The following is a 25,573-nucleotide window of genomic DNA, read 5'->3' on the forward strand; positions in this document are numbered from 1 at the left end:
CGTATATTACCCTCAGGAAAGTCAGATAAACGTAAAACCAGTTCTCACCTCTTTTCTATACTTTTGCCAGCACAGGGTCTATAATACGTGGAGACCTTATTGGATAAAATCAAACATAAGAACCAATATAAAGGAGAACGTACATATGTTCAGTCTAAGTCTTGCTCTTCCGATGGTGTTCACGATGCTGATCCATGCTACAGATAGCTTGTCGTATGCACTTCGTCTTGGCGGGTTGCGTACTCGTCGAATTGCACTGGCAATATCCCTCGCAGGCATTTTGCTGCTCGTTTCCCGCACGTCTAATATGGCCCAAGGTCCCATGATCGGTAGTCTTGTGGATGCCGCGACTCGTGGAGCCAATCCGCATTTTGCAGCGCAACTTCATTGGTTGATGGGGGCAGCAACGCTAGGGACGGCATTAGCTATACTCTGTTTTCCGACGATGGTAAAGCTCTCATCCAGATTGGTTGTGCATTTTGAAGCGGCGGGTTCCATTCCTGGCATGGTGCGGCACCTTCTGAAGCGGAGTAAGCTTCGTAATGCAATGTATTACATCACTCCGCCATCCTTGGAGATGGCCAAACGTTTGGTACAACACGGCATGCCAAGGCGGTTAATGCTGCTCAATGTAGCGGTGACTGCCATCTATACCACAGGTGTGTTATCCAGTTTATACGCAGCTTATTTGTATCCGGCGCAGGCCGTTGCTGCATCCCAATCGACTGGATTGATTAATGGCATGGCCACCATTTTACTTACGATTCTGGTTGACCCTCGAATTTCACTGCTCAGTGACCGATCGTTACGCGGCGAGATCAGACTTAATCGCATGAACCAGATTTACGGCTGCATGTTAATTTCCCGCCTTTTTGGCACACTGGTGGCGCAGCTACTGTTGATTCCTCTGGCCTACTGGATTGGCTGGATCGTAAGTATGATGTAGCGCTGTACTGATTATTTGACATAACGTTCTGGATACTCGCAAACTAGCAGAGTCAGGAATCTCCTCATTCTCACTAATCATTGAGCAGGGATGCCTGACTCTTATCCATTGACAGAAAAAAATGGGTTATGATATTATTAGACCGAATAGTCGGTTTAGTTGAGGAGGGTGTGGTTATCGAAGTCAAACGGAGAAAAGACGTTGCTCAGATCAAGAAAGATATCGCACGTAACACCAAGGAGCTTTTTGCCCAGAAGGGATATGGGGCCACTTCGATGGAAGACATATGCACGATCAACAATCGAAGTAAAGGCAGCATCTATTATCACTTCAAAAGCAAAGAGGAGCTGTTTATGTACCTCATCAAGCTGAACAACGAAGACTGGATGAATGAATGGCTTGAGAAAGAAGAACTATATAAGACCGCTATTGAGAAGTTGTACGGACTGTCCGATCACTACGTGGATGACATGGCGAATCCGCTAAATCATGCCATTAACGAATTTGTCTCGGGTCAGATCGTTAGTAAAGAAATGATGGATGAAATGCTTTCGCTGATCCGAATTCCTTATGCAACATATGAACGTATTATTTCTGAAGGCATTGAAGCTGGTGAATTAAAACAGGGTAACCCACAGGACATGATGCATATTATCTACGGTCTTTTTAGCGGACTCAGTACTCTTTATTTCGAGAAAGATCTGGATGAAATCCGCCGTCTATACCATATCGGGATAAGCAGTCTGCTGACTGGGATTGAGCAACGTTAACGAGAAAAACTGATGTAATATCAGTTTTTCTTTTTAAACACCAATAAACCGGACAGTCGGTTTAAAAGGGGATGGAATATGAGTACGTTATTAAGAAACAGAGCTTTTCTTATCATTACCGGCTCAGACTTGCTGCAGAACCTCGCGATATGGATACGAAATATGGCAATCCTCTACTATATTATGGATCAGACGCAAGGCAATCCGGTTGCAATTTCCCTTATCACGGTATTAGAGTATGCTCCAATCTTCGTGTTCTCCATTATTGGCGGTGCACTCGCTGATCGCTGGAATCCAAAACGTACGATGATTATAGGGGATATACTCAGTGCCTTGTCGATTGTGATGATTATTGTCATTTTAAGCTCAGGATACTGGCAGATTCTTTATGCTGCAACACTGGTTTCCTCAATTGTCAGTCAGTTTTCTCAGCCCTCATCGGTCAAGATTGTTAGAAGGAATGTAAAAATGGAACATGTACAGTCGGCGATCGCCGTAACGCAAAGCGCAAACTCCCTTTTCCTTATTTTAGGGCCAGTTGTAGGTACCTTTATCTATACTGCCATGGGCATTCAGACATCCATGATGGTTTTGCTAATATTGTTTATTGCTTCCGCTATACTGCTAGCGTTTCTGCCCAAGGATGCTACCAAGCGTGAAACCGGAACTTCTTTATTAGCTGAGATCAAAGAGGGATGGCAGTATGTCAGTCGATCCCGTTCACTCAAAATGTTAGGTCTGGTGTTTGCTTGTGTAGGTCTTTCTGCGGGTCTTATTAATCCGCTCGCGATCTTCCTCATTACAGATCGTTTGGGACTGGAGCAGACTGCACTTCAGTATCTGTCAGGAGCATCTGGGCTTGGCTTGCTGATTGGCGGGGTATTTGCCGCGACTGTCAGTGGCAAGTTAAATCAAACGAAGACCTTGATGCTTGGACTGCTCTGTCTCGCAGTAACGATGCTGGGCGAAGTTTTATCTAGTTGGCTTTGGTTGACGTTGGGGCTGACCTTCCTTAGTTCCATTAGCCTTGCTTTTATAAATATTATTATCTCTTCCTATATGGTCAGTCGGATTGATGAGCACGTCATTGGCCGGGTGAATGGAACCATTACGCCATTATTTATGGGAACGATGCTGATTGGTTCTTCACTGGCTGGTGTGATCATGAATCATACATCCCTTCTTATCGTGTACGTGATCTCGGTGACTATTATGCTTCTGAGTATGATTCCGGGATTAAGAATACAGTTTAACGATGATGAGATCACGGTAGAAGATGACAAGCAGAACAAGGTGGAGGAGGCGTTATATAACTGAGCTTGTCATGTAATTAAAAATTTGATGAGGATGGAAATGTGTTAAAATTAGATTCATTTCTTTCTTGTTCGAAGCTAAGTTAATCACCTTTCAGTAGTTAGTTATCGTTTTAAGAAAATGATAAGCAAGTTTACATCTCTAAAAACAGCAGAAGAGCAGCGGGTTAGTCCCGTTGCTCTTCGCTGTTTTTAGAGATACATTATTCAAACAGAACGCGATATTCGCCGTATCCTTCTTTTTGCAAATCCTCTTTGGGTACAAAACGAAGTGCCGCAGAATTGATGCAATAACGCAAACCGCCTGCTTCCGTAGGGCCATCCGGGAATACATGCCCCAGGTGGGAATCCCCTTCACGGCTACGAACTTCGGTACGAATCATGAAATGGCTAAGATCTGTTTTTTCCTTCACATTGTAGTCCCGAAGTGGACGAGTGAAGCTTGGCCAACCGCAACCTGAATCGTATTTGTCAGTAGAACTGAACAGCGGCTCCCCAGAAACGATATCCACATAGATACCATCCCCGTGATGGTCCCAGAATTCATTCTGGAACGCTGGTTCCGTGGCACTGTTCTGTGTGACCTCATATTGCAGTGGAGTCAGAACCTGCTTCAGTCCGCTTTTGTCCACATTACCCGACCAGTTACGCTCAATGAAATCCTGACGACCAGAGCCTTTGCTATAACGTTTGTAGTGAGCAGGGTTCTTGCGGTGATAGTTCTGATGATGATCTTCTGCTTCATAGAACGGTTTGGCAGGTAGGATTGGAGTAAAGATGGGTTTGTCAAAACGTCCGCTCTGCTCCAGCGCAGCTTTGGAAGCTTCAGCGATCTGGCGCTGCTCCTCACTGTGGTAGAAGATGGCCGTCTGATAAGATGATCCGCGGTCATGGAACTGTCCGCCTGCATCTGTTGGGTCAATCTGCTGCCAGAAGAGCTCAACGAGTTTCTCGTATGGAAAAATAGACGGATCAAACGTGATCTGTACCGCCTCCACATGACCAGTTGTTTCCGAGCATACTTCCTCATAGGTAGGATTCTCGGTATGTCCACCTGTATAACCCGAAACGATCTTATGAATACCGGGGAGTTCTTCAAAAGGGGATACCATACACCAGAAGCATCCGCCTGCAAATGTTGCTTTTTCCAATGACTGTTGTTCCATGCTATATTCACTCCATTTCTGACGAAGATCTGGCGCCTGCATTTGAACTGTCGCTCTGCTTTGTTGCATGCGTTAGCTCCAAGACATCTGCTCCAGTTCGAGAATGTGCTCCAACGATCATCGTTATATTTAAATTTCTAAATATAAATATTTGGCTTGCTCTTCTATTATATCCCGAAAGGTCAAGTCAACCAAGYGGGATCGCGCAAGCAAGCATGAATCAGGTAATATGAGTGCTGGTGGATATTCAAGCTTTTTTACGTGATCGGTAACGGAATAAGAGCAAGATCATAGCCATAACGATCAAGTATCCGCCCAGTATACCCAAACTCAGCCAAATCGATGAGCCAGCCTGTGCACCTGCGTATGCAAAAACCAAGATTGCAGGCATTTTGCCAATCGCTGTTGCGGCCATAAATACCCAGAAGGGGGTATACGTAATACCTGCATAGATATTAACGGCCATCTGAGGCACAACGGGCAGCAAACGCATCGTCATCACGCCCATGAACGGGTGCGCCTCCATCCATGCGGTAAAACGGTTCAAGCCACGAATGCGTTCAAGGTAGCCCCGAGCCTGCTGCCTAAAAATCGTTCTTGCTCCTGCATAGACAAGCATCGCCGCCAGCGATGTGCCTAGCCAGCAGATCCATGCTGCCATGGTTATGCCATAACTGTATCCAAAGGCAATAATAACAATCTTGTATGGAATAACAGGTACGAGGGCAAAAAGTGTTGCCATGGCAAGTAAAAGCGGAATGGACTGATGGTCATCGGCCCATCTCAGCAGTTCATATCTGTAAATAAACGTGACTCCGGCAAGTAAAACATAAACGAGGAGCCATAACCATTTTCGCAAAAGCCAAACGCTCCTTTCAGTTCAGATCCGTAGGGACACCCGGTCCCGTCCGGTTCTGCCATACTTTATAAGTTTACCACGTCAGGCCGGGGTATGAATAATCATTAGACCTTCTTTCTTACTGATCACTGGCAAGTTGGAGACGGAGAGGTTACACTATAGGACGAAGAAAGTCATAGGCCGAATTACAAATGAAGGCTGACGAATGAATATAGCTGAAGGTGGAATGCTCATCATGGAAACGATCAAGCGTACCCGAATTGCAATGATCGGACTCGGAGGAATCGCACGTAAAGTATATTTGCCACTGCTCACTGCCCACCCACGTGTGGAGGTCGTTGGCATCATGAACCGCTCACCTGAACCTGTAAAGGAAATCGGACAGGCGCATCGCATTGAGCGGGGCACAACCGAACTGAAAGAGCTGCTGTCTTGGGATTTGGATGCGGTGTTTGTACATACGGCAACGGAAGCCCATTTTGAGATTGTGATGGCTTGCCTAGAGCGGGGACTGGCGGTTTATGTAGACAAGCCATTATCCTACACCCTCCGGGAGTCGGAAGAGATGACTGCATTTGCAGAGGCACAGGGATTGCTGCTCGCTGTTGGATTCAACCGCAGGTTCGCACCGATGTATCAAAAGGCAAAAGAATGGATGCAGGCGGGAAAAGGTTACGAAACACTCTCCCTGACCAAACATCGCACAGGTTTACAAGATCGCCCAGCCGCCGAGACCATCTACGATGATCTCATTCATATGCTCGATCTGATGTTATGGTACGCAGATAACGATGTGCAACTTGTGCACCAGTGGCTTCGCCAAGATGATCAAGGGCGGTTGCTACATGCGGCTGGAACAGCCAAGCAAGAAAAAACTGCACTTGCTCGGTTCGAAATGATTCGTGCCGCAGGGGCTGATCTAGAGAAGGTAGAGATGCACGGCGGAGGAAGATCAGTAGAAGTTGTGAATATGGATACGGCTTATTATACAGAACAGGGGAAACTGGAGACGAAGGAGACGTTTGGAAGCTGGGATATGGTGCTGACACGCAGAGGTTTTGCTGGAGCCGTAGATCATTTCCTAGCATGCCTCGATACACCGGATGACTGCCAGATCAGTGCGAGTTATGTTATGGACAGCCATGAGCTGGCTGAACAGCTGACCAAGGAATAGCTTGAACCTGACCCAGACCGACCCAAATGAATGCAGAAGGTGAAGGAGTGCGATATCACATGGATGAATATCAGAAAGAACGCAACAAACAAATTGAGGAAGCTGTCATTGAGTCTTACAAGCAGGAAGAAGAGATGATGATCCTGGTCTTTGCTCAGTGGTGTGTGAATAACGGACTTGATCCGGAAGAGATGTATCGGCAGGCGTATCCCGATCAGCAAAGCAATGAGCGTTTGCAACAAGTGCAGAAGCTGATTGTATCCAAAGAGGAAGCCGGTGACATTCCTGACGATACGGTGCTTGGTGTGCTGTCCATGTTTGGCAACGAAGACCTCGCTATGGTGGTGTCCGAGGCCATCGCCGCGCGCAAATAAGTTCGTTATACGTATACTATAGCATCACCAGCTCGGTATACACATTCGACGTTCAACAACATTTAAGCGATTAGAACTCAAGTGGATTCGTAAAAATAGTTACACTCTCATATCAACGACATCGTTACATCTGTTCCCGGTGAATCAGGCGGAATTCCTTTGGCGACATGCCAAACCGGGAACGGAATACTCGATGGAAGTATGTATAGTTATTGAAGCCGGAGGATTCAGAGACTTGTTCCAAGGTCATTGGACTAAAAATAATCCGTTCTCTGGCCATATTAAGCCTTACATCGAGCGTATATTGCATAATGCTTTTGCCAAACGTTTCTTTAAAAAGATGCACCCCTCGTGAGACGCTAATGCCCAGATGCGTTGCTACATCCTCCAATTTAAATAGAGAAGAAGCATTTTCCTCGATATAATTTTTAATTTCATAAGCAACATAATTGGTTTTCGTATGGGTTGGATGCTCTGCTAACAATCGATCCACTTCCAGACATAGTATACGCATGTAATAACTCGAAATCTCGGGGTAAGGATTGGAAAGGCGACGTTGCTCCAGAATCAACTGTCTGAATAGAGTTAACAGGCTCTCCGACAATTCGACCTTGATTCGAGTCGGCCGTTTATGTTGTTTCCACCATTCATCCACCCAGGAACCATTGAAGAAAATATGGTAGTCCCCACTTTCCACAAGGCGTTCCCCCATTGGATTGTACTCATTATCTATTCTCAGTTCATAAGGCTCATCCGGGTCAAAAAGAAGCAAGTCTCCTGCGTCAATCATGGACATGGAGCCATCAATCCGTGCACGGCAACGTCCATCCGTTTGCAGTCGCATCAAGTAATTTTTCACTCCGTCCGGTTGTACCATGCTGTAGGGTTTACGATGAAATGAAAAACCAGCTGTAAGAACTTGGCAGGAAAAGTCTGTTGGCATACGCATACTCCTTGTGTGGAATCTAAAATTATGACCAGATAGTTCATGTTTCAATCATATTATTCATTTTAATTGAAGCGCAAACAGAATACCATAGACTTAGAGTTGAGCAACATAAACAAACTATGGTTTCAACAAGCATTTTAAACATCTGAACATATCTCTTATATGCGTAAGGAGATGAACATCATCGTTGAGAAAATGAAAGCAGGCATCATCGGCTGCGGCAATATCAGTGCCATTTACTTAGAAAATCTTAAAACCAATCCTTATATCGAGGTTGTGGCGGTCGCTGACCTGATCCGTGAGCGTGCTCAGGAACGGGCAGATGAATTTAATATCGCAAACGTTTACAATGTAGATGAGTTGTTACAAAATGACGAGATTGAGCTTGTGCTGAACCTGACGATTCCGGGCAGTCACGCGATGACTGATCTGGCTGCTCTGGAGGCAGGCAAGCATGTGTATGCCGAGAAACCGCTGGCCATTTCGCTGGAAGATGGACGCAAAGTAGTCGAGCTCGCCGAGAAAAAGGGACTTTACGTTGGCTCTGCGCCGGATACGTTCCTTGGCTCAGGCATTCAGACGGCTCGCAAAGCCATTGAAGAAGGTTTGATTGGCAAGCCAATTGCGGCTACTTCCTTCTTTATGGGCGGGGGGCCGGAGGCGTGGCATCCTGATCCTGAGTTTTTTTACACGGCAGGGGGCGGGCCAATGTTTGACATGGGGCCATATTATTTGACGGCTCTCATCACGCTGCTTGGCCCGATCCGCCGGATCAGTGCGTCCGCAGGCATTCAGATTGCTGATCGCAAGGTTGGCTCAGGTCCCAAAGAGGGCACTACACTTCGTGTAGAAACACCGACCCATCTGGCTGGAACGATTGATTTTGCGGATGGAGCCATTGTAACGATGATTACAAGCTTTGATATCCGTGGGGCTTCTGACCTGCCTCGTATCGAAATCTATGGTACGGCAGGCACGCTTAGTGTACCTGACCCTAACTTTTTTAATGGTGAAGTCAAGCTTCGCCGTTATGGTCAAGATACATGGGAGACGGTCCAACCAGCTTTCGAAAGTGGCCACAACGAGAGAGGAATCGGTTTGACCGAGATGGTGGAGTCCATTCGTGCCGGACGCCAGCATAAAGCAAGCGGCAAGCTGGCATATCATGTGCTTGAGGCCATGCATGCATTTCAGCGTTCTTCTCTTGAAGGCAAGCACATTCATCTGGAGAGCACCTATGACAGCGTTGTAACAACCGATGCCAATCAGTCCGAAAACGAAACAGTTGAATCTCATTAATGGATAATCGAATTTCAAGTTTGAAGATCCATGATTCATAAGTTAATTTTCGGGATAGAATCATGCTTCTTTTTCCACAATAACTAAACAAGCATGAGAACGGAACAAAAATGCAACAGCGACAGGTTTGATAAACTATATCGTTTGAACATTTTATTTACACAGCAACGGAGAGGACGGAAAAAACCTGGAAAAGCGAAGCGCTCGCCTTTATCACCGGATTTTCCCCTTTTAAAAAGGGATTCAAAAAATCTGGGGATAACAGCGATTGAAAGGTTATTCTGTCATCGAAGTGCTCCGTGTAAAGATCTTTAGTTCAACATGTATAGGAGAGCAAAACACAGCAATCATACATTATCTAAATCAGGGAGGAATTGCACTTGAAACTCGGCGTATTTTTGGTACTATTTGGTGGACGTAAATTGGAGGATGCCCTTGATTATGTAGCTTCCAAGGGACTTAAAGCAGTAGAGATCGGAACAGGTGGACACCCGGGGAACGCTCACTGCAAGCCGGATGAGTTGTTAAGCAATCCTACAGCTCTCAAAAACTTCAAAAATGCAGTGGAATCCCGCGGTCTGACAATCAGTGCTCTGAGTTGCCACGGTAACCCGTTGCATCCGCAAAAAGATATTGCAAAAGGCTTCCATGATGATTTCGTAAAATCGGTAGAGCTGGCTGAAAAGCTGGAAGTGCCTGTTGTTAATACATTCTCCGGCTGTCCGGGAGACCACGAGGATGCGAAGTATCCGAACTGGCCTGTTGCGCCTTGGCCGAATGATTTTCAGGAAATTTTGAAATGGCAATGGGAAAACAAAGTGATTCCTTACTGGACGGAGTGGGGCAAATTTGCTGCGGACCGTAACGTAAAAGTAGGTTTGGAGCTGCACGGTGGATTCTCAGTGCATACACCAGCAACGTTGCTGAGACTGCGTGAAGCTGCAGGTGAAGTCATTGGTGCAAACCTTGACCCAAGCCACATGTGGTGGCAAGGCATTGACCCGGTACAGGCGATTCACATTTTGGGTCGGGAAAATGCAATCCATCACTTCCATGCCAAAGATACAACGATCGATCCGGTGAACGTAAATAAACACGGGGTAACGGATATGCAGGATTACACGAACATGTTGGATCGTGCTTGGCAGTTCCGCTCGGTGGGATATGGACATGATAACAAAACGTGGGCAGACATTATGAGTGCTTTGCGCCTGGTTGGATATGATTATGTGGTAAGTATTGAACATGAAGACGGTCTGATGTCGGTGGAAGAAGGATTCTCTAAAGCCGTACAAAATCTCCAGCAAGTATTGATCGAGGAACCGCTGGGTGATATGTGGTGGGTTTAGAGCTATACTAGGGGGAAATTGATTATGATTAACGTCACCATTTGGAATGAATTTGTCCATGAGAAAATACATGATGAAGTCAGGGAAGTTTATCCGGACGGTCTACACCGTGCACTTGCTGAAGGACTTGGCGGCGAAGGATTTGCGATTCGTACAGCTACACTGGATCAGCCTGAACACGGCTTGAGCGATGAAGTGCTGAATTCCACGGATGTGCTTATATGGTGGGGACATATGGCACATGATCGCGTCAGTGATGAGATTGTACAGAAGGTCACACAGCGCGTATTGAACGGCATGGGTATGATTGTTCTGCATTCAGGTCATTTCTCCAAGCCTTTCAAGGCACTGATGGGAACGAGCTGTGATCTCAAATGGCGTGTAGCAGATGAGCAGGAGATCGTATGGTGCGTCAATCCGTCCCATCCAATTGCGGAAGGCATTGAAGGCAAGATTGTATTGGAAAAAGAAGAGATGTATGGTGAATTCTTCGATATTCCAGTACCGGATGAGCTGGTGTTTGTGAGTAACTTCCAGGGCGGAGAGGTATTCCGTAGTGGATGTACGTTCCGTCGCGGCGAAGGTAAAATCTTTTATTTCCGGCCCGGGCACGAGACGTACCCGACCTATTACAATCCGGAAATCCTGAAAGTGATCAGCAACGCTGTAAAATGGGCCTACCCTGCCCGTAGCTCGAAGCCGCAATACGGCAAGAGCGAACCTGTAAGACCAATTGGTGGCGTGCTGGTTTAAGCCGCAGTGGCTTTAGCTAGGGTGTGTCTTATAACCCACACATGGACAATTCATAATAAGTCGATAAAGTAAAACCGAGCCCTTCTCCAGGTTGTCTGACCGTGGTAGAAGGGTTCTTTTTGGGTAATATAAGGATATCAGTTGTTAAAAGATATTTCCCATGGTTACCTGCCATAACGTGTTGTATACTGAAGGAACAGAACAGAGATCTTGTCTGTGCTTCATGTCTTGCTTCTAAAATGTAAAGTTTTTTTCGGCAGACGTTTTCATTGAAGCTCAAATATGTTATTATGAAATATACTAACAAAACGTAAGTCGAGTGATCTCTAAAGAGGTGATAAAAGTGGAAGATCAAGATATGCGGATGTGTCCGCGCTTTGAGACGGCGTTCTCTTTTTTGGGCAAGCGCTGGAATGGTTTGATTATTCAAACGTTGATGAGTGGTTCAAAGCGATTTAAAGACATCTCCAATCTGATACCGTCCATGAGTGACAAAATGTTGTCTGAACGGATGAAAGACCTGGAGAGTGAGGGCATTCTGGTGCGTCATGTGTACCCAGAAACGCCAGTGCGAATTGAGTATGAGCTGACCGAGAAGGGCAAGGCATTACAGCCTGTCATGAATCAGATTCAAGACTGGGCCGAGCATTGGGTGGAATAAACTCAATTGCATGTTATGTGAGAGCATAACAAAAAACTCTTGATTTCCAGTGAAATCAAGAGTTTTTTGTCTTCTGAGACGGTTTACGTGGGACTTTTTCATGCTTCCTGTGCACATGTTGTCAGCAGATGTAGTATAATCTATAGAAAATGGCCGCAGACGGCCGGAGCGAAGGAGGCCACTTGTCATGAGAGAAGAAAGCTTATCCCGTGAAATACGCTACGGCAAACAAGACATCGCAGAACTTGAGAGCGCATCCATTCAGGTTCATCTGATTTATCAGAAAACGGCAGAACTGTTCAAACGCTCAGTTGATTCACGTTCGGGTAGTGATAACCCTTTCCAGACAGACGCATATTTATTGAACAGCACTGGCTCAGGATCGTCTCCGGCGGTGCTGCAAAAATGGATTCAAGCGCCCAGCGGCTGGAAATGTATCGGCTGTGAACTGCGGTTACCTGATCGCGTGTCTCTCTCAAAACAACAACCTTTCAACGATCGGCTTTGTCTGAAGGCCGGAAACGGGAAGTTGGTTCAGATCGAAATGCTCATTCAGGCCGTCGTCTGGTCACAATATGAAAAAATCCGCATGTTCGCACCTTGGCTTGGTGATGAGCCGTTTTATACAGCGGATGAACTAGAAGTCATCGCAAGATACATTGTACCAACGTATTTCTCGGATCGTCCATTGCATGAGCAGGGCAAAGTGTTCAAAGTTCATCAGCCATACGGTCATATTCCATTGTATCAGGAATACGTTGATGCTCCTTCCTGCTGCGTGCAGGTAGACGGTGCATTACTTGAAGGTCGTTTGCTTACTGGTGTTTTTGTATCAGATAATCAAACGTTTGGGTTGAATCCTTATGTGAAGGACGGCGATGGAGGCCGTACCTATATGCAAGCTTTTATTCAATAGTGGCTTGGTCCGAAGCATGGCTAATGCAGTATAGGAGGGTCTGTTCGCAGGCTCTCCTTTTTTAGATATTAGGTCTTCAAGCAGGTGAAAGAGAAAAGTAACGGCATTGACACTGTTTTTTATCAAAGAATGTGCCATAATAAAGGGTATGGACAACAGGGTGAATGATTTTACGCAGGGTGGTGTTACCTACATGATGAAGAAAATTCCCGGTTACATAGGTCTATGCATGCTTATTCTCGTCATTTTGACGGGGTGTACCAGAGAGACACAGCCTTCCGAACAACCAGTTGTCTCAGAGAAAGATTCAGCGAATACGATTACTGTTGCTATTGATGGAAGTACCTTTTTACCCGATGCAACGAAGTCCATCAAACGAGATTTCAGTGAGGGATTGACGCTCAAAAAAGCGTTGCTGAACAGCGGTCTGGTTGATTTTACGGCAGATGGAAGCCGTATCCAATCTGTGGGCGAGGTTTCGCTCGACTCCTCACTAACCTGGGCAGTCAAGCTAAATGGCAAGGATGTTGAACCTGAAAATTGGGATACGGAGCTTCATGCCAAAGATGAAGTTATTATATACGTCAAAGCCGCCGACGGTGGGGGCAGCAGTGTCGCTTATCAGACAACCCTGCTGAAAGTAAGTGGCGGCCAGGATAACCCGAACCTGAATCGGCAGTATGCCGGCATTTATGTACAGGAATGCACGGTTCGTGATGTTTTAAAGTCCAGTGGGGTTGTGCGGTTGTCGGAAAATAACAAATTTGTTGTAGCCGTGGAGAATATCACACCTCGCATGAACCAGCGCTGGGTGATTAAGGTGAATGACAAGGAATTAATGGAGAACGGGTTGGATATGAAATTAAGTCCGCGAGATTCGATAAAACTTGAACTTGTCAACCCATCTTGAACATATAAAAAGAAGCACAAAAAGCCCAATTGGATTCAGTGAAATTGGGCTTTTTTTACGTGGAATGATATTTTTGAAAAGTCGGTTCATGTCAGATGCGGCAGATTTCACTCGGGCATAGTTCGCAGTGACAGATTCCTTGCAACATCTTCAGGTCTTTAATAACAATCATGCCGTTATCATACTCGATCGCATCTTTTTTGCGAAGATCGCTGAGCATGCGGTTTACACTTTCACGGGTAGCTCCAATCATATTGGACAAGTCCGTGTGGGTAATTTTTTTATGAATGATCACATGGTCTCCATGCGCTTCTCCATAGGAATTAGACAGCCGGATCAGGGTAGAACAGAGTGCCCCAGGTTTGCCGTACAACATCAGATCCCGGAACTTGGTTTGGGTCAAACGATGGTGAATGCCCATCCATTTCATAAAATCAATCGCAAAGTCACAATGCTGGCAGATCAGCATTTCCAAGTCCTTGTGTTCCAGCACACCAATCTCGCTATCCTCCAGAACTTCCGCCGAGAAGCTGTGTTTGGAACCGAAGAACGGATCAGCCTGACCAATCATGTCGCCCGACTGGTACATGTACATAATCAGTTCCTTACCCTCATCGGTCGATTTGGTGATCTGGGCGCGTCCCCGTTTCATATAATAAAGTTTGTCAGAGACGTCACCTTCCCAGTACAGATGTGTTCCTTCCGGGTAAGTTCGGTCTTTCATCGTCACGAGCAGATGATTAAAATTCACTTCTGAGAAACAGCTAGTGTTTCCGCGTTTTTCCAGTACGTTTGTTAGTTCTCCCATACGTTGATCTCCCCTTTGTCTCCCCGGTCAGGCAAGTCTAGCTACAAGTTGCCCCCGAGGTTTGCCGCAAACTGTGCCATCCTGATCTGGTCATCTCGGCCGTGTGGAGGTACGGTACAAATTGCGGTGGTTCAATTTTTAAGTTCAGTATATACCTAATCTTACCGTTTGAGGGGCATGGAAAGCCTTTAAAAATGGCGAAATTCCAAACATTGTGATTAAATTCACTTTTACAAGGGAAGGATGAGGCTGTTGATCTACTATTTTAAATAGAACGAGATTTCCTGTCTAAAAAGGGATGTTAAAAACTTAACTAAAATTTTTTATACTTTGTGAAAAAAATCACATAATATATATTTTCCCCATGATACGATGTGGATGTAAAGAAGAGAGACAAACCAATACGAACCTTTAGGAGGATGAGGGAGATGGCTGTAAAGAATGAAGTCGCCCCAACAAAAGAACCGACAGCAGGTCAGTATATTCAAACGTTAATTGACAAAGCGAACAAAGCACACGCAGCATTCATGTCCATGGATCAGGAGCAGATTGACCGGATTGTGCAGGCTATGGCGCTTGCGGGACTGGATAAACATATGATGCTCGCCAAGATGGCAGTGGAAGAAACCGGACGCGGTGTATATGAAGATAAAATCATTAAAAATATATTCGCCACAGAGTATGTTTATAACAGCATTAAATACGAAAAAACAGTAGGCGTTATTGAAGACAATGAGTACGACAGCTTCCAGAAAATTGCGGAGCCAGTTGGGATTATCATGGGGATCACACCAGTAACCAACCCGACATCCACAACGATGTTTAAAGCACTGATTGCGATTAAAACGCGTAACCCGATTATCTTTGGCTTCCACCCTTCTGCACAGAACTGTAGCCGCGAAGCAGCGAAAATCTTGCATGAAGCTGCTGTGAAAAACGGTGCTCCAGCCGACTGTATCCAATGGATTGATGACCCATCCATGGATCGTACCAACGCACTGATGAACCACAATGATGTTGCTCTCATCCTGGCGACAGGCGGATCAGCGATGGTACGGGCAGCGTACAGCTGTGGTAAACCGGCACTGGGCGTAGGACCAGGTAACGTGCCATGCTTTATTGAAAAGAGTGCAGATATCAATCAGGCTGTAACGGATTTAATCCTGTCGAAGTCTTTTGATAATGGTATGATCTGCGCATCCGAGCAAGCGGTCATTATTGAAGAACCAATCTTCGATCAAGTGAAAAAGAAAATGATCACGAACGGCTGTTATTTTGTAAACAAAGAAGAGGCAGCCAAATTGACAGCAGGTGCAATTAACGCAGAGAAATGTGCGGTTAATCCATCCATCGTAGGTCAGTCCGCTGTGAACATTGCCAAAATGTGCGGTATTGAAGTACCAGCAGGCACTAAAATTTTGGTAGCCGAGATTGAAGGCGTAGGCACAAAATTCCCATTGTCCGCCGAGAAACTGAGTCCGGTGCTGGCATGTTACAAAGTGAAATCTGCAAAAGATGGTATCGAGCGTGCCGCAGAAGTGGTTGCTTTTGGCGGAATGGGTCACTCCTCCGTTATTCACTCGAACAATGAAGAAGTGATCAACCAATTTGCGGATCGCCTGCAAACCGGACGGATTATCGTGAACTCACCTTCCACACATGGCGCCATCGGGGATATCTACAATACGAACATGCCATCGCTGACTCTGGGTTGTGGATCGTACGGACGTAACTCGACATCTTCTAACGTAACTGCTGTGAACCTAATCAATGTGAAAAGGGTGGCTCGCCGTACCGTGAATATGCAATGGTTCAAAGTGCCGAACAAAGTCTATTTCGAAAAAGGGGCAACACAATACCTTGCCAAAATGCCGGACATTACTCGTGTAGCGATTATTACAGACGCGGTGATGGTCAAACTCGGATATGTGGAAAAAGTAGAGCATTATCTGCGTCAACGTCAGACACCGGTTGCGATTGAAGTCTTCTCTGAAGTTGAGCCAGATCCATCAACAACAACAGTAGACCGTGGTACAGCCATGATGGAACGCTTCCAACCAGACTGCATTATCGCACTCGGTGGCGGATCACCAATGGATGCTGCCAAAGCGATGTGGTTGTTCTATGAATATCCAGATACGGACTTTAACAACCTGAAACAAAAATTCATGGATATCCGTAAACGGATCTACAAATATCCAAGACTCGGATCGAAGGCGAAATTTGTAGCCATTCCGACAACATCCGGTACAGGTTCGGAAGTCACATCGTTTGCGGTAATTACCGATAAAGAGCATGGCAATACGAAGTATCCGCTCGCTGACTATGAATTGACACCAGACGTAGCGATTGTTGACCCTGAGTTCGTATACAGTTTGCCAAAAACCGCAGTAGCCGATACCGGTATGGACGTATTGACACATGCGATTGAAGCGTACGTATCCGTTATGGCGAATGACTACACAGACGGTCTGGCAATCAAAGCCATCCAACTGGTGTTCCAATACCTGGAGCAATCGTCACTGCAAGGCGATAAACTGGCACGTGAGAAAATGCATAATGCTTCCACAATTGCAGGTATGGCTTTTGCCAACGCGTTCCTGGGTATTAACCACAGCTTGGCGCATAAATGGGGCGGTCAGTACCATACCGCACACGGACGCACCAATGCCATCTTATTACCACACGTTATTCGTTACAATGCGAAAAAACCGACGAAATTTGCATCGTTCCCGAAATATTCACACTTTGTGGCAGATGAGCGTTACGCCGAAATTGCACGTATTCTCGGATTGCCAGCACGTACAACCGAAGAAGGCGTAAATAGCTTGATCAAAGCGATCCGTGATTTGAACAAAAAACTGGGCATCGAAGAATCATTCCAGGAAATCGGATTTGACGCCAAAGATTTCGAATCGCGTGTAGACTACCTGGCGGACCGTGCCTTCGAAGACCAATGTACAACAGCGAATCCAAAACTGCCGCTTGTAACTGAGCTGGCCGATGTGTACCGCAACGCTTTCTACGGCAAATTTGAATAATAAGCAGCATAAATTACAACTAACCACTTCAGGTTAAGGTAATAGATTCAGGGGTTCTCCACATTGGGGAGCCCCGATTGCTGTATAGATAAGGAAAAGGAAATGAGAAACAGGAAAGGAGGTGAGTAAGAGGGGAAGTGAACGTGAGAATGGAGAGAAAAGCGTAGGAGGTGAGGCAGAGTGGGCAGAAAAACGGAGAAGCGAAGCATCCGTTTTTCAGGAACGTTCTAGCCGTTTGCGTGAACGAGGACAACACGACAGYGYACCAGTGKAGCTGTAGCAARGRCGAAGCCCGCGTAAGCAGCAAAAAAATGGGCAGAAAAACGGAGAAGCGAAGCATCCGTTTTTCAAGAACGTTCTAGCCGTTTGCGTTGAACGCGGACAACACGACAGCGCACCAGTGTAGCTGTAGCAAAGGCGAAGCCCGCGTGAGTAGCAAAAAATGGGCAGAAAAACGGAGCAGCGAAGCATCCGTTTTTCAGGAACGTTCTAGCCGTTTGCGTGAAGCGGACATCACGACAGTGTACCAGTGGAGCTGTAGCAAGGACGAAGCCCGCGTAAGCAGCAAAAAAATGGGCAGAAAAACGGAGAAGCGAAGCGTCCGTTTTTCAGGAACTTCCTTCAATCCTGAAGTTGCTCCGGGCATAGCGGAGCAATGGTTCCCCTAAATGGTAGGAATGGAGGAGGGAGGTGGCTGTTTGCACAATAGTGGTTCACACGATAACGGAGCGGGCAGGACAGACGGAAGAAGCGGAGCGTTCGCATTTATCACCGGATTTTCACTTTGAAAAAGTGAATCGAAAAAATCCGGGGATAACGGCGATCTGAAGTTGTTCTGCCCGCGGAGTAGTCAAGTGTGAACAACCGTCGTATCGTGCAATAAGACAACACCCATCTGGAGTGACATAGATTGCTTGCTTTGTGACAAAAATCACAGATGATGAAACCAGCGCGACGTATACTGAAAATATAAGAAAAACATTCATTCCGCGGTTCCGGTTCCCCAGTAGAGAGAACGTGTTCCGGATCATGTGAAACAATTCACATAAATCGCGGCTTTGGACACATGATGATACGTCTATTGCAAGAATATAATGTGTCCAGAAATCCAAAAAAGCGGAGGGATTACGATGTCGGTGATCGAAAAAGATGTTAAACAACAAACAGGCTGGAGAAACTTTACCAAAGGAACATGGACCAAGACGGTTAACGTGAATGATTTTCTGGAACATAACCTGTCCCCATACTATGGTGACGAGGCGTTCCTTGCAGGTGCAACCCAGAATACCAAAGAATTGTGGGATATTGTATCCGATCTGACCAAAAAAGAACGGGATAACGGTGGTGTGCTTGACGTTGATGTGAATACGCCAGCGACCATTAMTTCCCATCAACCGGGTTATTTGGATCAAAGCAAAGAGCAGATTGTCGGGGTACAAACAGACGCTCCATTCAAACGTTCCATTCAACCATTCGGCGGAATTCGCATGATGATTGATGCTTGTGAAGCATATGGTTTCGAAATGCCTCAAGGTGTCATTGATATATTTACAAACATTCGCAAAACGCATAACCAAGGTGTATTCGATGCTTACACTTCCGATATGCGTGCAGCACGTAAAGCAGGTATTATCACAGGTCTGCCGGATGCTTACGGTCGTGGACGGATCATCGGTGACTATCGCCGGGTTGCTCTGTATGGGGTAGACTTCCTGATTCGCAACAAAAAGGGTGAACTCAATGCACTGGAAGTAGACGTGATTGATGAAGATGTCATTCGTCTGCGCGAAGAGTTGTCCGAGCAGATTCGGGCACTGCAAGAATTGAAACAACTGGGTGAGATGCACGGTTTCGATATTTCATTGCCAGCAACAACGGCCAAAGAAGCATTCCAATGGTTGTACTTCGGCTACCTTGCAGCAATCAAAGAACAAAACGGTGCTGCGATGTCCCTAGGACGTGTGTCTTCCTTCCTGGATATCTATATTGAACGTGACTTGCAAGAGGGTATCCTTACAGAAGAACAAGCGCAAGAATTGGTTGACCACTTTGTTATGAAATTGCGGATTGTTAAATTCCTGCGTACACCGGATTACAACGAATTGTTCAGTGGTGACCCTACCTGGGTAACAGAGTCCATCGGAGGGATGTCAGTCAACGGTGAAACGCGTGTAACTAAAAACAGCTTCCGTTTCCTGCACACCTTGCATAATCTGGGACCTGCACCAGAGCCGAACTTGACTGTCCTGTGGTCCACGAAGCTGCCTCAGGCTTTCAAAGATTATTGCAGTAAAGTATCTATTGAAACCAGCTCCATCCAGTATGAGAATGATGATCTGATGCGTCCAATCTATGGCGATGATTACGGTATTGCCTGCTGTGTATCCGCAATGAAGATCGGTAAACAAATGCAATTCTTTGGCGCACGTGCCAACTTGGCGAAAGCATTGCTGTATGCGATCAACGGTGGACGTGACGAAAAATCAGGAGCACAGGTTGGTCCAGAATATCCTGCCATTACAAGTGAAGTACTGGACTATAATGAAGTCATGAAACGTTTCAAACCGATGATGGAGTGGCTGGCTAAACTGTATATGAACACTCTTAACGTGATCCACTACATGCATGATAAATACAGCTACGAGCGGATTGAAATGGCGCTTCATGACCGAGACATTTTACGTACGATGGCTTGCGGTATCGCGGGACTGTCGGTAGCGGCTGACTCACTGAGTGCGATCAAATATGCCAAAGTTAAACCGATTCGTAATGAACAAGGCATTGCGGTTGACTTTGAAATCGAAGGCGAATTCCCTTGTTACGGCAACAACGATGACAGCGTGGACAGCATTGCTGTAGAACTTGTAGAAAGCTTTATGAGTATGATTCGCAAGCACAAAGCTTATCGTAACGCAATGCCAACACAATCTGTACTGACCATCACTTCCAATGTCGTGTACGGTAAGAAAACAGGAACGACACCAGACGGACGTAAAGCAGGTGAACCGTTCGCACCAGGGGCAAACCCGATGCATGGTCGGGATAAAAAGGGTGCACTGGCATCCCTCGGTTCTGTAGCGAAACTGCCTTATGAACACAGCCTTGATGGTATATCCAACACCTTCTCCATCGTGCCTAAAGCACTGGGTAAGGAAGACGCTACACGCAAATCCAATCTGACAGCGATGATGGATGGATACTTTGGTCAAAATGCGCATCACTTGAACGTAAACGTATTTGATCGTCAGCAACTGATTGATGCAATGGATCACCCAGAACAGTATCCGCAATTGACTGTACGGGTGTCGGGTTACGCAGTTAACTTCATTAAATTGACGCGTGAGCAGCAGTTGGATGTTATCAACCGTACGTTCCACGGTTCAATGTAAGTCACTTTTACAGTAATCCAGATCGAGTATCCGGATTTCAAATAAAAATCAGGCGCATAGCGGGTGCGAAAAGAAAGGAAGAGGCAGCATGGTTAACGGACATATTCATTCACTCGAAACTTTCGGGACGGTTGACGGCCCAGGCATCCGCTTCGTGCTTTTTATGCAAGGATGCCTGCTCAAATGTCAGTATTGCCACAACCCTGACACTTGGGCACTGGATGGCGGGAAAGAGATGACACTGGAGGAGGTACTCGCTGAAATTCAGCCGTACCTGTCCTACTACCGTAGCTCTGGCGGCGGACTTACCATATCTGGCGGCGAACCTACACTACAAGCACATTTTGTTGCCGAAGTATTCAAAGAAGTAAAACGTCGCTGGGGACTTCATACTACGCTGGATAGCAACGGTTTCAATGAACCGGATCGTATCCATGATCTGCTCGATAACACAGATTTGGTATTACTCGATCTGAAACATATCGATGACGAGAAACACATCAAGCTGACAGGCAAATCGAATGAACGTACGCTGAAGACAGCAAGATGGTTATCGGATCATGGTCGAAAAATGTGGATCAGACATGTATACGTGCCTGGCATTCATGATCAGGAAGAGGATTTGTTGAATCTTGGACGTTTTATCGGTACGTTAAACGGGGTTGAGAAGTTCGAAATCCTTCCTTATCATCAAATGGGGATCTACAAATGGGAGGCACTGGGGAAAGTTTATCCGCTGGATGGTGTGCCTTCTCCAACTGAAGAAGAAGTTGAACGGGCATATCGGCTGATTGAACAAGGCCGTGCAGAAACAGCAGGTTTGGCTTGTTCAGGCAAGTAGATTCACATTTAATCAAGCAACCTTTACGAGCATTGGTTCGTAAGGGTTGTTTTTATTTTTTAGAAAAATGGCTCTGTTCAAAACATGCTGGATTCAAGACAGAGAGTATTCTGAAATTCATATGGTGAAGCACGCCTTGTTTATATAAACAGATAAATATTTTCATAGTTTTTCACTTCTATTAAAAGTTTACAATTCTTATTCATTTTTTTTAGCAACTTTTCCCGTTTCTGAGCGTCTAATCATATGACTTTTAGAGGGGATATTAATAAATGGGAGCAGAAGGAGCCAAAGACAAAGAATGAATTTGAAGAAGAAGTTGTCCATACTCACCGCTTTTGCTGTTTTTCAGGCGTTTGCAGTTATTCCTGCGAATGCACAAGCAGCCGAAACAAGCGAAACGACACCAGTGAATACTGCAAAAGTAAAGTCCGTTGAGATTGTGAAGAAAGAGCAGCCGATTGTCGAGAGCGAAGTGAAATCAGGAACGGCGAATGGGCCTGCTAACAATCCATCAACCAACACAGAACCAAACAACACACAACCTGTTAACAATGAAAGCGCAATAGAGGAAAATCCGGGAACAACAACTCCTACAGGAACAGAAGCTACTCCGGTTAATCCTGAAACAGGAACAAATGAGGAGCAAGGAACTGGGGAGGAAACAACCACTCCAACTCCTGCTGAAGTGGAACAGTCAACGACGAATGGAACATCTTCATCTGTGAGATCGGGTGGAGATTTGACGCTCTACATGAACAGCAACAAGATGATTCAGGATGGAAAAACGTATCTGGCCGGACAGCCGATGGCCGTGAAAAATGGTGTATCTAATGTAGCCATTCGTGCACTGGTGGACCGGGTTGGCTATGATGTGAAATATGATAATACGACTAAAGAGACGATCATTCTCAGCGGTACGGACGAACTTCGTTTCAAAACAAACAGCAAATTGTATACCGTTAACGGTGAATCCAGAACGATGAAAGGCCCAGCTTATCAAGAGAAAAACACGTTCATGATTCCATTGACGTCTATCACTCAAGCGCTGAACATCACATATACCGTTAATCAGTCTGCAAAGACGGTTGTGTTGAAGTTAAACACCAAGCCGGTAGCCAGCTTCACTGTTCAAAAGGAAATTTTTGCTGGGGATCCAGTGGTTTACACGACTAAGAACAGTTCCCCGAATGGCCTCCCGATTGTGGATGAGCAATGGACTGGACGTCAAGATACTTTTGATCAGCCAGGTGTTTATACGGTGACTTATACAGTTCAAGATTCCAGTGGTCAGTGGAGTAATCCTTATACGCTTACGATCAAAGTGGAGCGTCCGAATCTTCCCCCAGTAGCGATGTTTACAACGGACAAGGAAGAATACAAAATGGGTGAAAAAATCACCTATACGGATCAAAGTACGGATGATGAGAATGCGATTGAAAAAAGAGATTGGAGCAACAATGCACTTGCATTTTTCCTTCCGGGACCGAAAACCGTATCTCTTACCGTCACAGATAAACATGGTTTGAGCGACACATATACCAAAGAGATTATGATCACAAGCGAAACGCTTTATAATCAGTCTGATTTTAACAAATTGTTCGTACCGGTAGGGGACAAATTTACATTCAGTGGCGGGGAAGTTCCTGCTATGGAAAAAGTACCATTTACGTACACGGATGAGCCAAGCCTGCTTATTCGTAGTAACAGCCCTGAGACAGTTAACCAGGAAGGCATCGTCTACAAGGAATCCTCCTTTGGACAGACGCGTTTCATGATTCACCATGTCAATAATACAGGGAAAAGAGTAAAAATGTATGTGATTGCGACCAACAACAATCCATACACAGCTGTATTTGAACAGCAAAATATGGGCTTTGCAGGACCGACGCCATTTGCTACAGTTGCGGGTAAGTTGTCCATTGATAAATGGTTCAAATCCATACAGACCGGAGCAGATTCGAAGAGAGTGTACATCCAGCCAGGAGAAAGTAAATTGATTCTGACGGAACTGAACAATATTTCGATGAAAGAAGGGCAGGTCATCTCCCTTTATTCAGACACTTTCAGCGATTATACACTCACCTACAACATTGTCATGATCGAAGAAAATAAAGATCCGATGGCTGTATTGTCCTCATTGCCAGTTCTGGATCGTGACGGTGTTCATAACCGTGGGACTTATCCGAACGCAACACGAATTATTACGTACGATCAGGAAGTTGGCACGAAGCCTTCCCGTCTGCCATTAGGGGATAATGCAAGTGATCCGAATCTCGATGGTACAGATCCGATGGCTTTCACAAGCGCTTCTAACGCGGGTAACTTCGGTGTACTGTACAAAATCACCCTGAACAATGTTGCTCCGCGTACACTAATTTCGTTTAATCCTCGCGGAGGAAAGTATTATGGATCAGCACTTGTGAACGGACAGTTGGTACAGTTGTCGAATAACAGCCAATCTCTAAGTGCGCCGAATGAACAGAATGTGTTGTATCGCACAGGTTCTTACGGTGAGAGTGTAACCATTGTTTTCTCTGCCGCACCGGGTAGCAACTTGCCGGTAAACATTCTGTTTACCCCGCTTCCGGCTGAGAAGTAACATTCTAATGAATCAAACCGTACGGTTTGGAGTGAAAGCTTATATTTTATATACCCGTTCACCCCAAAAGTCACCTGTATGACCTATATTCTGAACCGTCATCAAAGGACTCCATAACTATGGGGTCCTTTGTTTATGGAGTTCACGTAAAAACGACGATCCGCCGTAGGCCTTCGTTGACTATGATCTTCATTTCATGCATTATTAGAGGTATACCAAAAGAGCATAAGCTTTGGCTTTTGCCAAAAAAATGTCGCATGATGAAAAATGCAGTAATGTATGACAGGAGGTGCTTTAAATCATGCTGTCGACAGAAGAAATTATAACGACCATGTCCTCACAGGGACTTCGTATAACCGACCAACGCAAGACACTTGCACGGTTATTTGCCGAATCTCCGGGGTATCTTACACCCAAGGACGTCTACGAATATATGGGTAAGACTTACAGCGGATTAAGCTTTGACACGGTGTACCGGAACTTGCGCGTGATGCAGGAACTAGGTGTTCTGGAGCAAGTGATCTTCGAAGATGGAGTGAAATTCAGAGCGCATTGCAGTGAAGGCCACCATCATCATCATATGATCTGCCTGAAGTGTCAGAAGACCTACCCGATCGTTTTTTGTCCAATGCAACTTGCTGATGCTCCCGAGCAATTTCAGGTCGTGGATCACAAGTTTGAAGTGTTCGGATACTGCAAGGATTGTGCCGAACATGCCCCAGCCAAAAAGGCAACTGCACAGCAGCATGTGCACAGCCATGGGAAGAACTAAATATGAAACTTTCACGTAGAATCGTGCAAGCTCCGATCCGGGTGTACCGCAATTATATCTCTCCATTAAAACCGCCGACATGCCGATTCTATCCTACGTGTTCGGCGTATGCGATGGAAGCTATTGATGTGCATGGTGCACTCAAAGGTTCGCTTCTAGCGGCGAAACGTATTGCCAAATGTCATCCGTTTCATCCGGGCGGTGTGGATTTGGTTCCACCAAAGGTGGAGAAAAATGTAGTGATATCCGACTCGTAATGTGTAGAAGAGCTTTATGTTCATTTTTGCTGATTAATGTGTTAAGGAGCAGGTAGCTGTAACCCAGAAACTTGGCTCTATTCGGCAGTATACTTGACAACAAGGTCTRCATTTCAGTATATTTTTTGTATATGATTTTCCAGTGAAGGGATAAGTACAGACACACCCCCAGTGCAGAGAGCCGGAGAAGCTGAGAACCGGTCTGGGAGGAGGATGGAAGATGGTCCCGGAGGAACCTCTTTCGAGCGTGCAATCAGCGACTTGTCGCTATTGTCGTAAGCCTGAGGCGTGATCCAGCGTTAATGGACGGTCGAAGGACCGGCAGAGCCTGCGTTTTGCGAAAAATGCGGGGAATTTGGGTGGTAACACGTGAGAGATACTCTCGTCCCATACAGGGCGGGAGTTTTTTTGTGTTCATTTTCAG

22 protein-coding genes are annotated in these 25,573 nt (G+C 45.8%); 18 read left to right on the forward strand and 4 right to left on the reverse strand.

Annotation, left to right across the window (positions count from 1 at the left end; genetic code table 11):
• Positions 1 to 145 precede the first annotated feature (145 nt).
• The 3 genes from AB4Z30_RS00290 to AB4Z30_RS00300 all read left to right on the forward strand — a co-directional run bounded on the left by AB4Z30_RS00290 (position 146) and on the right by AB4Z30_RS00300 (position 3,033).
• Positions 146 to 946 carry a lipid II flippase Amj family protein gene (locus tag AB4Z30_RS00290; RefSeq protein WP_441922160.1) on the forward strand — a complete coding sequence of 267 codons (801 nt, stop codon included), beginning with the start codon at positions 146 to 148 and terminating at the stop codon, positions 944 to 946.
• 176 nt (positions 947 to 1,122) lie between these two features.
• Positions 1,123 to 1,716 carry a TetR family transcriptional regulator C-terminal domain-containing protein gene (locus AB4Z30_RS00295; RefSeq protein WP_441922823.1) on the forward strand — a complete coding sequence of 198 codons (594 nt, stop codon included), beginning with the start codon at positions 1,123 to 1,125 and terminating at the stop codon, positions 1,714 to 1,716.
• A 78-nt stretch (positions 1,717 to 1,794) separates the two neighbouring features.
• A complete protein-coding gene (locus AB4Z30_RS00300; protein WP_441922162.1) occupies positions 1,795 to 3,033 on the forward strand; it encodes an MFS transporter in 1,239 nt (412 codons plus the stop codon).
• A 199-nt stretch (positions 3,034 to 3,232) separates the two neighbouring features.
• Here AB4Z30_RS00300 and msrA read toward each other — a convergent pair whose 3' ends face one another.
• Both msrA and AB4Z30_RS00310 read right to left on the reverse strand, forming a co-directional pair.
• On the reverse strand, positions 3,233 to 4,195 hold the full coding sequence (gene msrA, locus AB4Z30_RS00305) for a peptide-methionine (S)-S-oxide reductase MsrA (protein ID WP_441922825.1): 963 nt from the start codon (positions 4,193 to 4,195) through the stop codon (positions 3,233 to 3,235).
• Between the two features lie 247 nt (positions 4,196 to 4,442).
• A complete protein-coding gene (locus AB4Z30_RS00310) occupies positions 4,443 to 5,054 on the reverse strand; it encodes a TVP38/TMEM64 family protein (protein WP_441922164.1) in 612 nt (203 codons plus the stop codon).
• Between the two features lie 235 nt (positions 5,055 to 5,289).
• On the opposite strand from AB4Z30_RS00310, the gene AB4Z30_RS00315 reads away from it, so the two are divergent.
• Positions 5,290 to 6,228 (forward strand): Gfo/Idh/MocA family protein, encoded by a 939-nt coding sequence (locus AB4Z30_RS00315; protein ID WP_441922827.1) that lies wholly within the window; start codon positions 5,290 to 5,292, stop codon positions 6,226 to 6,228.
• Between the two features lie 59 nt (positions 6,229 to 6,287).
• Positions 6,288 to 6,602, forward strand: a complete 315-nt coding sequence (locus AB4Z30_RS00320; protein WP_441922166.1) for a hypothetical protein — start codon at positions 6,288 to 6,290, stop codon at positions 6,600 to 6,602.
• A 124-nt stretch (positions 6,603 to 6,726) separates the two neighbouring features.
• On the opposite strand, the gene AB4Z30_RS00325 is transcribed toward AB4Z30_RS00320, so the two are convergent.
• The gene (locus tag AB4Z30_RS00325) at positions 6,727 to 7,545 is read right to left on the reverse strand and encodes an AraC family transcriptional regulator (protein ID WP_441922168.1); all 819 of its coding nucleotides are present in this window, start codon (positions 7,543 to 7,545) and stop codon (positions 6,727 to 6,729) included.
• A gap of 180 nt (positions 7,546 to 7,725) precedes the next feature.
• Here AB4Z30_RS00325 and AB4Z30_RS00330 point away from each other — a divergent pair, with 180 nt between their 5' ends.
• From AB4Z30_RS00330 to AB4Z30_RS00355, 6 genes are all read left to right on the forward strand, one after another.
• Positions 7,726 to 8,850 (forward strand): Gfo/Idh/MocA family protein, encoded by a 1,125-nt coding sequence (locus AB4Z30_RS00330; RefSeq protein WP_441922170.1) that lies wholly within the window; start codon positions 7,726 to 7,728, stop codon positions 8,848 to 8,850.
• A 380-nt stretch (positions 8,851 to 9,230) separates the two neighbouring features.
• On the forward strand, positions 9,231 to 10,199 hold the full coding sequence (locus AB4Z30_RS00335; RefSeq protein ID WP_090922589.1) for a sugar phosphate isomerase/epimerase family protein: 969 nt from the start codon (positions 9,231 to 9,233) through the stop codon (positions 10,197 to 10,199).
• A 24-nt stretch (positions 10,200 to 10,223) separates the two neighbouring features.
• The gene (locus AB4Z30_RS00340) at positions 10,224 to 10,952 is read left to right on the forward strand and encodes a ThuA domain-containing protein (RefSeq protein ID WP_441922173.1); all 729 of its coding nucleotides are present in this window, start codon (positions 10,224 to 10,226) and stop codon (positions 10,950 to 10,952) included.
• Positions 10,953 to 11,310: 358 nt separating this feature from the next.
• The gene (locus AB4Z30_RS00345; protein ID WP_192895048.1) at positions 11,311 to 11,613 is read left to right on the forward strand and encodes a winged helix-turn-helix transcriptional regulator; all 303 of its coding nucleotides are present in this window, start codon (positions 11,311 to 11,313) and stop codon (positions 11,611 to 11,613) included.
• Positions 11,614 to 11,800: 187 nt separating this feature from the next.
• Positions 11,801 to 12,529, forward strand: a complete 729-nt coding sequence (locus AB4Z30_RS00350; RefSeq protein WP_441922175.1) for a hypothetical protein — start codon at positions 11,801 to 11,803, stop codon at positions 12,527 to 12,529.
• A 193-nt stretch (positions 12,530 to 12,722) separates the two neighbouring features.
• On the forward strand, positions 12,723 to 13,439 hold the full coding sequence (locus AB4Z30_RS00355; RefSeq protein ID WP_441922177.1) for a hypothetical protein: 717 nt from the start codon (positions 12,723 to 12,725) through the stop codon (positions 13,437 to 13,439).
• 91 nt (positions 13,440 to 13,530) lie between these two features.
• Here the strand turns inward: AB4Z30_RS00355 and AB4Z30_RS00360 are convergent, their stop codons facing one another.
• Entirely contained in the window at positions 13,531 to 14,247 is a 717-nt protein-coding gene (locus tag AB4Z30_RS00360; RefSeq protein WP_441922179.1) for a Crp/Fnr family transcriptional regulator, read from the reverse strand.
• A gap of 428 nt (positions 14,248 to 14,675) precedes the next feature.
• On the opposite strand from AB4Z30_RS00360, the gene adhE reads away from it, so the two are divergent.
• The 7 genes from adhE to yidD all read left to right on the forward strand — a co-directional run bounded on the left by adhE (position 14,676) and on the right by yidD (position 25,149).
• Positions 14,676 to 17,288 carry a bifunctional acetaldehyde-CoA/alcohol dehydrogenase gene (gene adhE / locus AB4Z30_RS00365; RefSeq protein WP_441922181.1) on the forward strand — a complete coding sequence of 871 codons (2,613 nt, stop codon included), beginning with the start codon at positions 14,676 to 14,678 and terminating at the stop codon, positions 17,286 to 17,288.
• Between the two features lie 428 nt (positions 17,289 to 17,716).
• On the forward strand, positions 17,717 to 17,956 hold the full coding sequence (locus AB4Z30_RS00370; protein WP_441922183.1) for a hypothetical protein: 240 nt from the start codon (positions 17,717 to 17,719) through the stop codon (positions 17,954 to 17,956).
• Between the two features lie 462 nt (positions 17,957 to 18,418).
• On the forward strand, positions 18,419 to 20,677 hold the full coding sequence (pflB, locus tag AB4Z30_RS00375; protein ID WP_441922185.1) for a formate C-acetyltransferase: 2,259 nt from the start codon (positions 18,419 to 18,421) through the stop codon (positions 20,675 to 20,677).
• A gap of 88 nt (positions 20,678 to 20,765) precedes the next feature.
• Complete coding sequence (gene pflA / locus AB4Z30_RS00380; protein WP_441922187.1) at positions 20,766 to 21,518, forward strand: pyruvate formate-lyase-activating protein; 753 nt, start codon at positions 20,766 to 20,768, stop codon at positions 21,516 to 21,518.
• A 301-nt stretch (positions 21,519 to 21,819) separates the two neighbouring features.
• A complete protein-coding gene (locus AB4Z30_RS00385) occupies positions 21,820 to 24,120 on the forward strand; it encodes a stalk domain-containing protein (RefSeq protein ID WP_441922189.1) in 2,301 nt (766 codons plus the stop codon).
• Positions 24,121 to 24,421: 301 nt separating this feature from the next.
• Positions 24,422 to 24,892 carry a Fur family transcriptional regulator gene (locus AB4Z30_RS00390; protein WP_441922191.1) on the forward strand — a complete coding sequence of 157 codons (471 nt, stop codon included), beginning with the start codon at positions 24,422 to 24,424 and terminating at the stop codon, positions 24,890 to 24,892.
• A gap of 2 nt (positions 24,893 to 24,894) precedes the next feature.
• Positions 24,895 to 25,149: a membrane protein insertion efficiency factor YidD gene (yidD, locus tag AB4Z30_RS00395; protein ID WP_441922193.1), complete on the forward strand. Its 255-nt coding sequence runs from the start codon at positions 24,895 to 24,897 to the stop codon at positions 25,147 to 25,149.
• Positions 25,150 to 25,573 lie beyond the last annotated feature (424 nt).

The organism is Paenibacillus sp. 2TAF8 (assembly GCF_052114825.1).
Classification (GTDB): domain Bacteria; phylum Bacillota; class Bacilli; order Paenibacillales; family Paenibacillaceae; genus Paenibacillus.

Bases quoted from the DNA above. Each gene is read 5' to 3' on its own strand.
- AB4Z30_RS00290 (WP_441922160.1), top strand. From the start codon at position 146: ATGTTCAGTCTAAGTCTTGCTCTTCCGATGGTGTTCACGATGCTGATC.
- AB4Z30_RS00300 (WP_441922162.1), top strand. From the start codon at position 1,795: ATGAGTACGTTATTAAGAAACAGAGCTTTTCTTATCATTACCGGCTCA.
- msrA (WP_441922825.1), bottom strand. From the start codon at position 4,195: ATGGAACAACAGTCATTGGAAAAAGCAACATTTGCAGGCGGATGCTTC.
- AB4Z30_RS00315 (WP_441922827.1), top strand. From the start codon at position 5,290: ATGGAAACGATCAAGCGTACCCGAATTGCAATGATCGGACTCGGAGGA.
- AB4Z30_RS00320 (WP_441922166.1), top strand. From the start codon at position 6,288: ATGGATGAATATCAGAAAGAACGCAACAAACAAATTGAGGAAGCTGTC.
- AB4Z30_RS00325 (WP_441922168.1), bottom strand. From the start codon at position 7,545: ATGCCAACAGACTTTTCCTGCCAAGTTCTTACAGCTGGTTTTTCATTT.
- AB4Z30_RS00330 (WP_441922170.1), top strand. From the start codon at position 7,726: ATGAACATCATCGTTGAGAAAATGAAAGCAGGCATCATCGGCTGCGGC.
- AB4Z30_RS00340 (WP_441922173.1), top strand. From the start codon at position 10,224: ATGATTAACGTCACCATTTGGAATGAATTTGTCCATGAGAAAATACAT.
- AB4Z30_RS00345 (WP_192895048.1), top strand. From the start codon at position 11,311: ATGCGGATGTGTCCGCGCTTTGAGACGGCGTTCTCTTTTTTGGGCAAG.
- AB4Z30_RS00350 (WP_441922175.1), top strand. From the start codon at position 11,801: ATGAGAGAAGAAAGCTTATCCCGTGAAATACGCTACGGCAAACAAGAC.
- AB4Z30_RS00355 (WP_441922177.1), top strand. From the start codon at position 12,723: ATGATGAAGAAAATTCCCGGTTACATAGGTCTATGCATGCTTATTCTC.
- AB4Z30_RS00360 (WP_441922179.1), bottom strand. From the start codon at position 14,247: ATGGGAGAACTAACAAACGTACTGGAAAAACGCGGAAACACTAGCTGT.
- adhE (WP_441922181.1), top strand. From the start codon at position 14,676: ATGGCTGTAAAGAATGAAGTCGCCCCAACAAAAGAACCGACAGCAGGT.
- pflA (WP_441922187.1), top strand. From the start codon at position 20,766: ATGGTTAACGGACATATTCATTCACTCGAAACTTTCGGGACGGTTGAC.
- AB4Z30_RS00385 (WP_441922189.1), top strand. From the start codon at position 21,820: ATGAATTTGAAGAAGAAGTTGTCCATACTCACCGCTTTTGCTGTTTTT.
- AB4Z30_RS00390 (WP_441922191.1), top strand. From the start codon at position 24,422: ATGCTGTCGACAGAAGAAATTATAACGACCATGTCCTCACAGGGACTT.
- yidD (WP_441922193.1), top strand. From the start codon at position 24,895: ATGAAACTTTCACGTAGAATCGTGCAAGCTCCGATCCGGGTGTACCGC.